This window comes from Bartonella sp. CL71SXKL, from assembly GCF_042194935.1.
Classification (GTDB): domain Bacteria; phylum Pseudomonadota; class Alphaproteobacteria; order Rhizobiales; family Rhizobiaceae; genus Bartonella.
Genome location: NZ_JBHINI010000024.1, coordinates 1 through 12,879 on the forward strand (window position 1 = coordinate 1; position 12,879 = coordinate 12,879).

Below are 12,879 nucleotides of genomic sequence, written 5' to 3' on the forward strand. Positions count from 1 at the left end.
CGCATCAAATTTACCTGTCTTTATCCGTGAAACCACCGCATTATGTGAAACACCCATCTTCTTCGCAAACGCACGAATCGATATCCCCTCACGATTCTTCTTATTCATAGTTGCTCCTTGCTTTTTCTCTGCCATAAGAAGTAAGAGTTTACGGTGTTACGAATGATTGACAATCGGGTATAATCCGGTATATATTCCGGTATGAAAACAGATACACTCCAAATTACACAAGAATTGTTGGCTCTCATTGCTGAAATTGATGAGTTCAAAGGGGCATGGCGCGCCCTTGGTACTCTTGCACCTGAGCGATTGAACGCTCTTCGTCATATTGCTACTGTTGAAAGTATTGGATCTTCCACACGCATTGAAGGGAGTAAGTTAACAGACCGCGAAATCGAACAGCTTTTGGTAAACTTAGAAATTAAACGTTTCAAGAGTCGTGATGAACAAGAAGTTATCGGTTATGCCAAGGTTATGGAAACAATCTTTCAATCTTGGAGTGATATTTCTATTACTGAAAATCATATTAAACAACTTCATCGTGATCTTTTGTGTAATAGTGAGAAAGATCAACGACATCGAGGTGAATATAAGACTTTACGCAATGATGTAGCAGCATTTAATTCTCAAGGGAAAATGGTTGGCATTGTTTTTGAAACAGCTACACCATTTGATACACCATACCGAATGCAAGAGCTTATTACTTGGTTCAATAAAACCAATGAATTAAAGGATCTTCATCCTTTACTTACGATTGGTATTTTTAATGTAACATTTTTAGCTATTCATCCTTTTCAAGATGGAAATGGACGTTTAAGCCGTATCTTAACCACCCTTCTTTTGTTACAAAAAGGTTATGTTTATGTACCATATTCATCACTTGAAAGCATTATTGAGAATAATAAAGAAAGCTATTACTTAGCTTTAAATCAAACTCAAAAAACAATTTATACTAAAACACCCAATTGGGAGCCTTGGATACTCTTTTTTTTACGTGCTCTACAAAAACAAAAACGCCAATTAGAAATAAAAATAGAGAGTGAAAAAAATGCTCTTTTTTCCTTATCTGAATTGGCTCTTAATATTCTTGATTATGTGCGTAATCACGGACGTGTTACAACCCGCGATATGGTGCGTGAGGTTGGTGCAAGCCCTAATACACTTAAAGTAACTTTTACATCATTAGTTGAAAAAGGTCTTTTGATACGTCATGGTGGTGGACGATCAACTTGGTATAGTGCACCTTAATTTATTGCCTTCTTAACTACCTCCCCATTGTTGAGAACAGGGAGGGGAGATGTGTTTTAATCTAAGCAGCTTTCACGACAGATCTTTCTAAGACTTGTTTTGCTTCTTTGATTAAAGCTTTATAATGTTTGCTTTCTTCTACCAATGTAAAGGCTTTGACAAGATGCATATGGAGAGGTCCATAAATGTAAACAGCCTTTTTAGTTGGAGACATTTTATCCCAATCTTTTGGGAAAGCAAAACGTATATCATCACAATAATCAACAGATTGGTTTCTTAGTTTTTTCTCACACTCAATAAAGTAACGACGTGCTTGGCGTCCTTTCTCGTTACGTTCCACCATTGAGAGCTCTTTCGCCATGTCTAGAGTAATATGATATTCTTTACTTATAACATTTTTACGTTTCCCAATTTTGGGAAGCGTTAAAATATAGTCCTTTCCCTCTTCAAATGCATACTGATTAATGCGGTTCGTAATCCAAGTAGCAAAACGTTTTCCTATTGCCAAAAATGTATGTAATTCACGTGCATTCACTGTCTGAACGATATCACCATCAATCGTAGTTTGATGTAAGTCAATTAAATATTGTGCCATGATTTGGCTCCTATGTGCTTAAAGGTTTTCTATTGACACTCTAAAAGATGCCGGGTGCTAGAAAACACGGCACATAGCCCGTCGTTATGCTTTCCCCACAAGGGTATTGTATAGCATAACTACACCCGACAAAGTTATTATATGCGCCTAACATACAATGAGTCAAAGTCTTTAATGTGCGGAAGACTGATTATTTCGGCAACCAATCCGCTATGTGTTTAAGGTGTTTTCTAGGCACCTGATTCGAAAATAGACATTGACGCAATAATGTCAAGAGTAAAAATAATTTTTATCTAAAAATAATCGCATACTGTACAGTGTACATATTGAAATCATTATTTATCAATGAGTTAAATGTACAATGTATAGTCAATTTGAAAATTCTGTCGCTAGCGATAGTTCGCGCTCGCCTGCCCCGCAACGAAGCCAACCCGCTGGGAAGTACCTTTTGCATTGATTTTATTGTATTTTTTCTGGAATAGGAGAGGCATAATTGGCAATCTTCTTTAAATTAATATCCTCCCCACTCTGAAAGCAGGGAAGATGAGATCATATTTTAAAACTAAGCAGCTTTCGTAACAGATGTTGCTAAAACCCGCTTAGCTTCTTTAATGAGGGCTTTATATTTTCTATTCTCTTCATCTACTCTGAAGGCATCAAGAAGACGCATATGAATAGGACCTAAAAGATATAAAACTTTTTCGCCAGCGTTCATACCTTCCCAATAACTTGGCAAATCAAAGCGCGTATCATTATCATAATCAACAGCTTGGTTTTTTAGTTTTTTCTCACACTCAATAAAGTAACGACGTGCTTGGCGTCCTTTCTCGTTACGTTCCACCATTGAGAGCTCTTTCGCCATGTCTAGAGTAATATGATATTCTGTACTTGGACGACCGCCTTTAGGTTTTACTCTTTTTTGAGTAAAACTCACAAAGGCCTGATTTTCTTGGGAGGCATTGGGTTTCGCTAAAATTTTAGCGAAACTTATAAAGTCCTTATTTTCTAGGAAGCCGTATTCTTTAATACGGTTTTTTATCCAATCTCTAAAATTAGAATTGACTTCCAAAAATGTATATAATTCGCGTGCGTTGACGGCTTGAACTGTTTCTTGATCAATCGTTTGTTCTGTAATTTTAATAAGAGTGTTCATAATGAACTCCTATGCAGTTAAAGGTTTTCTATTGACACTCCACAAAGAATGCCGGGTGCTAGAAAACACGGTGCATAGTCCGTCGTCACGCTTTTCCCATAAAGGGTATTGTATAGCGTAACTACACCCGACAGATCTATTATACGCATGTAGCATATAATGAGTCAAAGCCTTTAGTATGCGGAAAATAAACTGTTTCGGCAATCTATCCGCTATGCATCTAAGGTGTTTTCTAGGCACCTAATTTAACGATATACGTTTTCCGTGAATCTTGTCAAGAAAGAAAATCTCAGTCTATAGCAAACATAGCTTGAGAACATGATCTAGCCTTTCTTATTAGCAGCGTATTCTTGACGAGCAAGTTGGTACTGTATATTGGCAATTAATCTTTCATTGGCTTCTTTTACAATAGCACTTGCAATCTCTGGCTTGGACATCACTTTAGCAATTGAAGGTCCTTCTTGTTTTGCAATGGGGAATTGATCTCCGTCATCTCTTTGAAACACATTCCCTCCCATTTTCAATTCAACACGCTTTGGAAAACTGCCTCCCTTGATAAAACCATGGGGTAAGATTTCTTTCTTTCCAAACAGTGTGTAAGTTACGCCGCGTTTTGTTTCGTTTACTTTAAAAAATTTAAGAGGTATCGGTGTTCCAGAACCAATGATACCTGTCTCAAGAAACCTTGCTGTTGCCTTTTCTTTAATATAAACACCTCTTCTTATACGTTTTATTTGGGCTGATGAGATGTCTGCAACTTGCTTTTCAGTAAAGCGTTCAACTTGTTTTGCTGCAGTGTTTAGAGCATTACGCAGAGCCCAATTAAGGCGTGGTGCTTGAAGACTGGTGAAGGTATCCTTCACCTGTTGAAGATACCATTTTTGGTGGATGATTAACTTCAACTTCTAAGCCTTTTTTGGGGTAGGTGACTTGGAAGCTTTAGATGCTTTTGGCTGTTCGAGTGGAATTTCCTCTGTCACTGGTTCAGACGATGTTTGTACGGCTTCTTGTTCTATCTGTTTAATTTGTTCAATTGCCTTATCTGTTTTTGCTGTTGTCTTGACGTCAACAAAAAGTTTTGCAGCATTGGCGCGCTTGAGACGTGCGTAGACTTGATTAGAAACTTCAACAAATGGATTATTGGGTGTTGATGGTTCAAAGCGAACAGTGCTTTTATTGTCTCCAACAACACACATTGGCTTAGTGATGACAGCTTTCATCATTGCTCCTTTTGCGTCATAATTAATGACATCATTAGTCAATTATTGATTTTTGTTATTTGAAAAATAGATTAGTCAGAATTACCCAGAAAACAGGGCTTTCTAGCCACGTTTCAAGATCACATTTTACTAAATTTTTAGAGGATATTTTTGAATTTTGGACGCAATTCGACCAGTACAGCAGCGTCATTAAATACGACTTTTCACATATTGTCAACAAAAAAATCAATATATTGTGTTTTTTTTATTTTTTTACCTAAATATGCTGCTTTACAAACAAATGATGCAAATATTCCGTTCCCAAAAATCGTTTATACGTTAAAGCATTTACCATTTATTTTTTGGATAAAAATACTTCTGGAGAGCATTTAGAGCAATACGCAAAGAACTAACAAGATGTGGTAATGTTTGGTTTTCTATAACAAGATGTTGTATCGCGGCATAAAGATTATACTGTCTATAGAGGTGTTGTGCTTCTTTGATAGCCTCTTGCATGTTTGAAAACTGTTCTGTTGCAAATTTAATCCATTTTTCTTTTGCTGTCTCATCAGAAGATGAGGGTATTTTATCATAAACAGCACTTGGCAAACCTTTTGCACACGAATAGTCATTTTTCACTTCAAGATATTTTTGCGCAGCATCATATTGGTCTTGATTTATTTCGCCTTGCAAATAAAGCCGCCCGATATAGGTACCGGAAAGCGGACTTTTAGCCTCTTCTATGGTCAAACAGAAGCGTTTGGCACGCATTTCAATTGCCAATTTATCCATGGGTTCATGCGGTGTTTTTGCTCGTGAGATACGTCCATTTGGTTCTCTGATACATCCTTTAATCCGTGGACGACCGCGTTTTGCACGTTTTTTTCTTTTTGTCATATTTTTTTCAATCAGAATGGTATGCTATCATTATTAATGAGTGCACTATGATCAGCAGCCCCTGAAGCGATAGCATAATTTTGAGAAGTAATAGGTGAAGGGGTAGGGGATGCTGATTGATCTTTCTTTGCATCAAGCAAATACAACTCGCCTTTGAATTGTGGTAAGACAATCTCTGTTGTGTAGCGGTCATGCCCATTTTTATCTTGCCATTTGCGTGTCTGTAATTTTCCTTCTATGTAAACCTTTGAACCTTTGTTTAGATATTGAAGGGCAATTTTTGCCAAATGTGGATTAAAAATCACAACTGAATGCCATTCAGTTTTCTCTACTTTTTGATTGGTTTTTTTATCTGTATAGCTCTCAGAAGTCGCTATACTAAAATTGACTATTTCTGCTCCAGAATTCATTGTTTTGCTTTCGGGATTAGCACCAAGGCGTCCGATTAATGTCACTTTATTTAGCATATTTGTAGCCCCATTAGATTTGCAATTTATACATAAAAAATCTTAGCATAATTTGCATATTTATACAATTATTTCAAAAGGATAATATTAATTATTAACATATAACATTATGTTTTGTGATGTACGTATAAAATAAGGAGATCAAGGTATTTTATTTTGCAAGCAGCGTTTCTTGTCCGTTCTCACCATGAATTCCTTGAACACTGTTAGATCTTGTTGTGAAAGACACTTAAAATTTCTAACAAACGTGCTAATAATTTCACGGTTAAGTGGATCAGAAGAATTCATTATAAAATTCTTTCGGCAAATATCAGCCTCTTTTCTTAAAAGAGAAGCCATGTTTTGATCTAAAGCGTACAGCTTTATGATCTTTTCTTCCATTCCTACTGGAACAGATTTTTTGCCAATCTCAACAGAAGATAAAAATGCTACAGAGATGCCTAGTTTATCAGCCATATCTAAGAGCCTTTCAAAGTGATCAAGGCGAATTTTGCGTAAAGTTTTGCCAAATGGTGTAAGCATGTGATTAAAGCTCCTATTAATGAAATCTGCAATTAAGCTGCTTTGAGAAGCGAGCCTATATTCTTTTCTAAAAATTGAGGTACTTTGATTTTAGGTGAAAAAATCATCAATTCGGTAGCTTGCCTTTTCTCTTGTAGAGAATATTGTAAGCTAAATTCTATTGAGAGATATTGCCTATACAATAATTTAATTTCTTCAACGTTGTCATAAGTAATTAGCCAAGGTGCCGTCACATGTTGGGAGATGACATTCTCTAAATTGTGGTGATCATTAGCTTTGTAAAACCAAGTATAAAGACCTTTTCCTTTTTTAAAATAAGGAGGGTCCATATAAAAAAAGGTGTTTTCATCAGTTCCATAACACAGCAAAAATTCCCGTGCATTTAAACGAGTTAAATGTATTCTATCTTTTTGTTCACTTATGCGAAGAATGCGTTCAATTATATTCTCTTTGTTAAATCGGCAATCTATTTTATAGGCACCGCTTTGTCCTTTCCCTCCAATTGGTCCAGCATTTTTAATAATTCCAGATCTATTTGTGCGATTCAAAAAGAGTGCTGCAAATCCTGCGCTAAGCACATCTGCACTTGCAGGAGAAATTTCTTTTTGTATGTACCATTCTTCTAAGTTAATGGTCGTTGTATTGATTTTTTCTATTAATTCTTCTGTCTTGTGCAAAACGCAATACCAAAAGCTCCAAATGAACAGATCAATATCGTTAATGTGAATATCTTTAACATCACCATTAAAAAGAAGCTTTAGAGCAAGTCCGCACCCGCCAGCAAATGGCTCTCTATAGGAACAGCCATTTAATGCATTTTTCTCAAATATTTCTTTGACTTTTCCATACAGTGCAGCCTTACCGCCTGGATATCTCAATGGTGAGCAGACATGAGTCATTGTTACGCGCCTTTTTCAATGATTTTTTGATGTTTTTGTTGATTTCATCTATGAACGTTGAGAAGAGACAACGTAATCTGAACAGTTTTATAAAATCGGAAATTTTACTATAGCTTTTTAACGGAGCACTGTAGTGTGTAAATAGATATATTTATTAAACTGCGTGTACGTAACATAAGAAACAATACACAAACTAAAAAAGAATACCAAAGAGCAATATCTGAGTACCAAAGTACAGTATCCAATGGAAAAGAAAGCTTGTACTCCACGTACTTAGAAATGAAAGGTAAAGAAACAGTTTCCTTATAACTATTGGGGAAAATTAAAACGACAAGCGCTAAACTTATTAGCTTTAAAAGTCTGTGCAAATACTGTTGTAAATCACGTGTTAATGTCTTCCAACCTGTTGTATTGCCGCGTTTGTATTTTGGATTGTTTTGCAACTCAAAAGGAATATGAGAATTGCATAAAATTGCAAAAACCGCTGTGACTATTACCAAAGAAACAGATGCGAATATCAAAATACTTTGAATAAAGTAGGGATTTTTTTTTATTCCTAAAAAACATAAAAATATAAAAGTTATAATGCCAAACAAGGCTCTTAGCTGTTTACCTGTAAACATATTTATTTCCTGCGGTTTTCGATAATTTTTTGATCTCTTTATTGATCTCATCTATAAGAGGTTCGTAATTGAGAACGCTTTTCGGAATATTCCCACCGTAAACCCATGCTTTCACTTGCGCTTTGGTACTAAAATCCGCATTTTCTGGTGTGGTATAATACTGGCCGCCATCAAACTTTTCACACTCTCTTGTACCGTCTTCATATTCGTAGAGGTTGTAAAAATACTCCTCTGCTCCGTCCCCCCAAGGAACATAACCAACAGCTGTTGCAACCCACTTTTTTCGCATGGGTTGTTTACGGATTGTTAAGAATAAATGTTTAAAAATGAACATGCTTTAATCCTAATTTTACCAATTGGTCTATTTACCTCAAATTTGATCATACAGAGCGTTTTATATTGCAGATGTTGATTCTATCATAAAATCTTTAAATCGCTTTGTAAGGTGCTTTTTTGTCGATTTAAATGCATATCTAATCGTAAAATGATCAGCACTTTTCACTATTTTGCTGTTTTAAGCCGCTTTAGAATTGCTACTGTTATGTTGCTCTTCACTAGGCTTGCCTATTCTCATGAATGAAATGCGCTTGCCTCCTAAAGCTAGGTTACGCGTATTTTCAACTGCTATAAAAACCTTCTCAGCAACACCATAAAGCCTGCTTTCTAAATCGCGACAATACTGCACCAGATCAGCGCATGAGGGGACAAATGTTGTGGACATGCCTTTTGCCTCACCACGTATAAGATTTTTAACGGCTTGCAATAAAGACCAGAGTGAAATGCCGTTAAGAGCAGCGATATAAGCCTTTGCACGCGCTTCTGCATTTGAAACTTTTTGCATTGTCAAACCACCTTCAAGCACATCAAGAGCTTCTGCTATGTCTTCAACAGATGCTTTCAAGGTAAGTAAGTTTTGAACAGTCTGATAAGCTTCTAAAGCTTGTTTCTCTAGGGCTTTTGTCAATTGACTGCCATTGATCAAGGTCCATGGGAATTCCAGAGTTACACATCGCTCTATCTGTTGCACGGTATCTTGTAGAGGCGTCACTAAGCTGTGTTGCACCGATAAGATTACGGATTGTCTCTCCGGTACCACCGCGAGTTCTTTGATCTTTTGAAAAGTTTCCATTGTTTCCACCATTGTTGTTCGTGTTTTTCGTTTTTTCTAAACCCTCGATAGCCCTGCGTACCCAGTTACGCCATGTTGCTTGCCAATCGATTTTGGTTGCATTTGCTCCGGCTTTTGAACGCCAGTAATCTCGAAACTTTGCGATTTCGACTTTGACGCGCTCTGGAGGCAAGCCCTCTGCAATGGCAAAATCGTAATCGGGTTCAAAATCCGCAGGCAATCGACAACCGCGATTAACTTGCGCTCGTTTGGCTTTTTTGGGAACGTTCTCTTGCTCGTGAATGGGAGGTTGGTTGTCTGATGATGTTGTGATTTGCTCTGATGTGGTCTCAACAGCAGCAACCTCTGTTGGCTCGTCAACCTGTTCGTTTGTTTCTAAACTTTCAGAACCAATTTCTTTTTTTGCTAAAACGATAGTTTTAGTTTTTTTATATATATTCTTATTCTGGTTCTTTATAGCTTGATTTTGCTTAGCGTTTGCTTCAGCAAAAAAAACGTTTTGCTTGTCATTTGCTTCAGCAAAATTATTAACATGTTGTTTTGTATTATTTTTTGCTTGCGCACCTTTTTTACCAGCTTCACTACGAACTTGCGATATGTGCTCTTTTTTATCAGCAAAATCGTTCAACTCTTCTTCAACACGCGTATTCCACAATCCATTATCTGTCTCAACAAGTTTATCATTCCTCATTAAGTATTCGACAATAGCTGCAAATTTTTTCTGCGAGCAATTGCAAGCACGTGCAAGCGTTTCAAAATCTTCTTTAATGGGTGCTTTTTTATCGTACATGCGAACGAGAAGCGTCATATAAGCGCCCCTTTGCTCTAGCGTCATTCCATCTGTACCACTTATCCAGTCATACAAATGGAATCTTATCCATGGCATACCATTAGACATGCGCGCCTCCTTCTTTTATTAAATATAAAATTGCTAAAGCATCTGCTTCGTTGTCGTCTTTAGGCGTATGTCCTTTGGAACATATTGCCTTAATCATTTTTACTTTTGATGCGTTTCCTTTTCCTGTTGTTGCTTTCTTAATTGTGCCAACAGGAATGCCTTCATACGGTATCTGATGATGTTCACACCACGTCGTTAAGGTTGATAACAAGTCACCGTAAATATGCGCTGCATCAGTACTATTATGACGCCTCACTTCTTCAAAATACATCGCGTCAATGCTGCCTACTGTCTGTTTTATTTCTGATAGACATCTCTTAAAGCGTAAATAATGCATTCCACCGACTTCAAAATATCGGGGGTGGAAATTCATGACACCACTGATGATGTGACCATCCGCACCGCATATCGCCCAGCCTGTCTTGGTCCCTAGATCAAGACATAAAATGGTTTGTGCGTTAGTGATCATAATCCCCCCTTAAGGCTCTACGTATTTATATGTGTGTTATGACAGAGCGTTTAGTCATAAATTAAAAAAAATGAACTCACTCAATTCAAAAATACACTGCATGCCTCATCTCGTTACATTCAATGTTTGGATCGATTGTGTTTTTCAAAAATTTTTTGAGAGTTTTCTTTGAAATATTTTGTGTCGCCATGCATCTTTATGGACAATTCTGGTCCTAAAGAATTTTTGGCTATTAAATGGTTGTTTTCATCAAAAGAAAAATTCCAATCAGAATTATTAAAAACGATTGTACAGCCTTCTGGAAAACCTATTTCCTGTATTAAATCTTTCAAAATATAAAAAGTATAATATGATTTTTGCAAAACATTTACATAGCTTTGCTCTTTTTTACGATATAAATAAAAAACTTTACGATAGGCCCACAAACAAAAAACCGTAATTACATTGGTCGTAAAAAGTATAATAATTGCCGCTAAACCATAATCCATCTTTACTTTCTTTCTTCTTTAAGAATGTGAATGGTGCTGTTGATGTTCGTTATTATCTGTAGGGGCAGCAATATGAGAAGATATTACTGTTTGTGATGCATTTGCTGTACTAATTTTCTCCACCAGATGAAGCGTATCTTTTCTTCGTTTTGTCATTGGACGAACAACTCTATGAGATTTACTCCCATAATTATGTAGGAACCAATCTAGTGTAACCCAAGATAGACCCTTGGCTTTAGACAACTGAATAATTATATTCCAGTATTTTGGAGAAATACTATTGCGATCACGCATTTTACGCGCAGCCTCATAGCTACAACCAATTTCTTTTGCAAATTGGCGTATAGATCCCCAAGATTCAATCAAACTTTTGACATAAAAATCATTAACCATGACACAAATAGTACATTACGTACAATTTTAAATCAAGATAAAATCGTACACAATGAATTAAAAAAATAGTGGATAATGTACAAATGACTTATTTGCCAAAAGATAGACTTAAAATAGCGCGTAAGAATGCTGGATACGCAACACCAAGCGAAGCTGCGCGCGCTATACCAGCTCTTAATCAAAATACCCTAATTAGTCACGAAAATGGAAATCGTGGTATTTCGCGCCAAATAGCCGAGCTCTATGGACAAGTATTTAATGTAGATCCGGGGTGGATTTTGTATGGCGAGTCTCCTCAAGAAAATCCTAACCTCAATATAAGTATTCCTGTCGTTTCATGGATTAGCGCTGGAGAATTAAGCGAGCAAGATGGGATAATGGATTTTTCAGATTATCCTATGACAGAGGCTGTTAATCTTCCTGCCGGTGAATGGATTGCTTTACGTGTAGATGGGGCATCTATGAATAAAATTAGCCCTCCAGATTCTATAATATTTGTAAATATGCGAGACAAAAAACTTGTGCCTAATGCCTGCTATGTAATTGCAGATGAATCTGGACAAGCGACATATAAACGATACAGACCTAATGATGATCCTCCTTTTCAGCCCGCTTCATACGACAAAACAATAAAGGCTCCAAAACTTGAAGGCGCTATCTCTATAATAGGTCGTGTACGGCGCACTATTCTTGATATGTAAACACAATACGATTCTCTGTTCACGTTATCGATTAGATTGCCATCAACAGATTGAAGCAAGTTTGCTTGATTTTTATCAGTAAACAGCAAAATTTTGATTCTCTAAATTGTGCCGTGATTCGTCTTTTTTTATTTTTTTTAAAAAAAATAGTACATTATGTACTTGACTATCTTTAGTGCATAATGTACTAATGTATCCACAAACCACGCACAAACAATCGCCAAGAGGCGTTAGGGAGGAAAAGTTATGGATAAGCCAATTCTTATAAATTCCAATGAAATTTTATTAGTTGCCTACGATAAAGATCAACACATTGCAGAGTCTGGACCACTTGATGCAAGCCAAATTCTAAGCATTGTTGATGAGGTAGATGATGCAATCCAAATCTTTCGCATCAATCCTTCTGAGAATAATTGTGAAGATATCTCTGAAGAAATTGCAGAAGCATATGTAAAAGAAAATATCGAACATCTCCATGAGGATAGTGAGGTTCATGACTTTGTACGCGAAAGTGATGCTTACCAAGAACTTTTAGACGAGATCGCAGACGAAAAATATAATGATGAGATTTACGGTACTTACGAACAACAACACCGTTTGCGTGCATGTGATGTGCTTTAAAAATTCTAAAGGGCGCTTTTAAAAGCGCCTCCCCTTTTCCCATCAATAATTGATTAGAGTAAACTTATGACCACACATGATACTCATATTCATAGTGAAGGATATCTCACGCCTGAAAACGAGGTAGACAACAAAATCGGTTATGTCCAAATGGTCAATGCCCATGTAATGCATAGGTACTTACATTTGAAACAAGATTTTTCCACTTGGTTTAATGATTGTGTTGAAAAGCTTGATCTAAAAGAAGGCGTGGATTTTGTTTTTACAAAACAAGAATGGAACAGACAGAAGATTTGTCCAAAATCTGAAATAGAAACAGATAAAACTGATAATCATTACTTCAAAATTCACGCAGCAAAGAAAATCGCTAAAGCAGAGCGCCATAGAAACTATGGCAGAATATTATACCAAAACTTATGTTTTTCTTAATTAAGGGGGTGATGATGCGAAACTTTATTACAATATCTGAAAACAATTTTCAAAACACAACTGTTCCAACCATGTCTAGTCGTGAAATTGCAGAGTTATGCGGTAAGCAACATGCGCATATTATGCGTGATATTCGACAAATGTTAGG

Annotated in this window: 20 protein-coding genes; 5 read left to right on the forward strand and 15 right to left on the reverse strand. The window is 36.5% G+C overall.

Translation table 11 applies throughout. The annotated features are described in order from the left end of the window. Positions 1–201: 201 nt before the first annotated feature. On the forward strand, positions 202–1,248 hold the full coding sequence (locus ACFILA_RS08445; RefSeq protein WP_375610735.1) for a Fic family protein: 1,047 nt from the start codon (positions 202–204) through the stop codon (positions 1,246–1,248). A 61-nt stretch (positions 1,249–1,309) separates the two neighbouring features. On the opposite strand, the gene ACFILA_RS08450 is transcribed toward ACFILA_RS08445, so the two are convergent. The 15 genes from ACFILA_RS08450 to ACFILA_RS08520 form a co-directional block, all read right to left on the reverse strand. Further along, a complete protein-coding gene (locus ACFILA_RS08450) occupies positions 1,310–1,843 on the reverse strand; it encodes an antA/AntB antirepressor family protein (RefSeq protein WP_375661001.1) in 534 nt (177 codons plus the stop codon). A 562-nt stretch (positions 1,844–2,405) separates the two neighbouring features. Then, on the reverse strand, positions 2,406–2,996 hold the full coding sequence (locus ACFILA_RS08455) for an antA/AntB antirepressor family protein (RefSeq protein ID WP_375661002.1): 591 nt from the start codon (positions 2,994–2,996) through the stop codon (positions 2,406–2,408). Positions 2,997–3,319: 323 nt separating this feature from the next. Then, the gene (locus tag ACFILA_RS08460) at positions 3,320–3,898 is read right to left on the reverse strand and encodes a hypothetical protein (protein WP_375661003.1); all 579 of its coding nucleotides are present in this window, start codon (positions 3,896–3,898) and stop codon (positions 3,320–3,322) included. 3 nt (positions 3,899–3,901) lie between these two features. Then, positions 3,902–4,216, reverse strand: a complete 315-nt coding sequence (locus tag ACFILA_RS08465; protein WP_273790330.1) for a hypothetical protein — start codon at positions 4,214–4,216, stop codon at positions 3,902–3,904. A gap of 327 nt (positions 4,217–4,543) precedes the next feature. Beyond that, positions 4,544–5,092 carry a hypothetical protein gene (locus tag ACFILA_RS08470; RefSeq protein ID WP_375661004.1) on the reverse strand — a complete coding sequence of 183 codons (549 nt, stop codon included), beginning with the start codon at positions 5,090–5,092 and terminating at the stop codon, positions 4,544–4,546. 11 nt (positions 5,093–5,103) lie between these two features. Then, positions 5,104–5,559 carry a single-stranded DNA-binding protein gene (gene ssb, locus ACFILA_RS08475; RefSeq protein WP_375624117.1) on the reverse strand — a complete coding sequence of 152 codons (456 nt, stop codon included), beginning with the start codon at positions 5,557–5,559 and terminating at the stop codon, positions 5,104–5,106. 141 nt (positions 5,560–5,700) lie between these two features. After that, entirely contained in the window at positions 5,701–6,081 is a 381-nt protein-coding gene (locus ACFILA_RS08480; protein ID WP_375661005.1) for a helix-turn-helix domain-containing protein, read from the reverse strand. Between the two features lie 32 nt (positions 6,082–6,113). After that, positions 6,114–6,980 (reverse strand): DNA adenine methylase, encoded by an 867-nt coding sequence (locus tag ACFILA_RS08485; RefSeq protein WP_375661006.1) that lies wholly within the window; start codon positions 6,978–6,980, stop codon positions 6,114–6,116. Between the two features lie 107 nt (positions 6,981–7,087). Then, a complete protein-coding gene (locus ACFILA_RS08490; protein ID WP_375661007.1) occupies positions 7,088–7,603 on the reverse strand; it encodes a hypothetical protein in 516 nt (171 codons plus the stop codon). Then, positions 7,590–7,937, reverse strand: a complete 348-nt coding sequence (locus ACFILA_RS08495) for a hypothetical protein (RefSeq protein ID WP_375661008.1) — start codon at positions 7,935–7,937, stop codon at positions 7,590–7,592. The genes ACFILA_RS08490 and ACFILA_RS08495 overlap by 14 nt, the downstream gene beginning before the upstream one ends. 180 nt (positions 7,938–8,117) lie before the next feature. Continuing rightward, the gene (locus ACFILA_RS08500; RefSeq protein ID WP_375661009.1) at positions 8,118–8,504 is read right to left on the reverse strand and encodes a hypothetical protein; all 387 of its coding nucleotides are present in this window, start codon (positions 8,502–8,504) and stop codon (positions 8,118–8,120) included. Then, complete coding sequence (locus ACFILA_RS08505; RefSeq protein WP_375661010.1) at positions 8,488–9,630, reverse strand: YdaU family protein; 1,143 nt, start codon at positions 9,628–9,630, stop codon at positions 8,488–8,490. Before ACFILA_RS08505 ends, ACFILA_RS08500 begins: the two co-directional genes overlap by 17 nt. Continuing rightward, positions 9,623–10,099 carry a crossover junction endodeoxyribonuclease RuvC gene (locus tag ACFILA_RS08510; RefSeq protein ID WP_375631601.1) on the reverse strand — a complete coding sequence of 159 codons (477 nt, stop codon included), beginning with the start codon at positions 10,097–10,099 and terminating at the stop codon, positions 9,623–9,625. Before ACFILA_RS08510 ends, ACFILA_RS08505 begins: the two co-directional genes overlap by 8 nt. Before the next feature lie 119 nt (positions 10,100–10,218). After that, entirely contained in the window at positions 10,219–10,587 is a 369-nt protein-coding gene (locus ACFILA_RS08515) for a hypothetical protein (RefSeq protein WP_375613947.1), read from the reverse strand. 18 nt (positions 10,588–10,605) lie between these two features. Continuing rightward, entirely contained in the window at positions 10,606–10,980 is a 375-nt protein-coding gene (locus tag ACFILA_RS08520) for a hypothetical protein (RefSeq protein ID WP_375613948.1), read from the reverse strand. A gap of 83 nt (positions 10,981–11,063) precedes the next feature. On the opposite strand from ACFILA_RS08520, the gene ACFILA_RS08525 reads away from it, so the two are divergent. The 4 genes from ACFILA_RS08525 to ACFILA_RS08540 all read left to right on the forward strand — a co-directional run. Then, positions 11,064–11,681, forward strand: coding sequence for a S24 family peptidase (locus ACFILA_RS08525; RefSeq protein WP_012754749.1), 618 nt, complete (start codon positions 11,064–11,066; stop codon positions 11,679–11,681). 246 nt (positions 11,682–11,927) lie between these two features. Then, positions 11,928–12,302: a hypothetical protein gene (locus tag ACFILA_RS08530; protein ID WP_375658336.1), complete on the forward strand. Its 375-nt coding sequence runs from the start codon at positions 11,928–11,930 to the stop codon at positions 12,300–12,302. Between the two features lie 66 nt (positions 12,303–12,368). Then, positions 12,369–12,731: an antA/AntB antirepressor family protein gene (locus ACFILA_RS08535; RefSeq protein ID WP_375632021.1), complete on the forward strand. Its 363-nt coding sequence runs from the start codon at positions 12,369–12,371 to the stop codon at positions 12,729–12,731. A gap of 14 nt (positions 12,732–12,745) precedes the next feature. Then, positions 12,746–12,879 (forward strand): Rha family transcriptional regulator (locus ACFILA_RS08540; protein WP_375661011.1); only part of this gene is annotated, 134 nt, incomplete at its 3' end.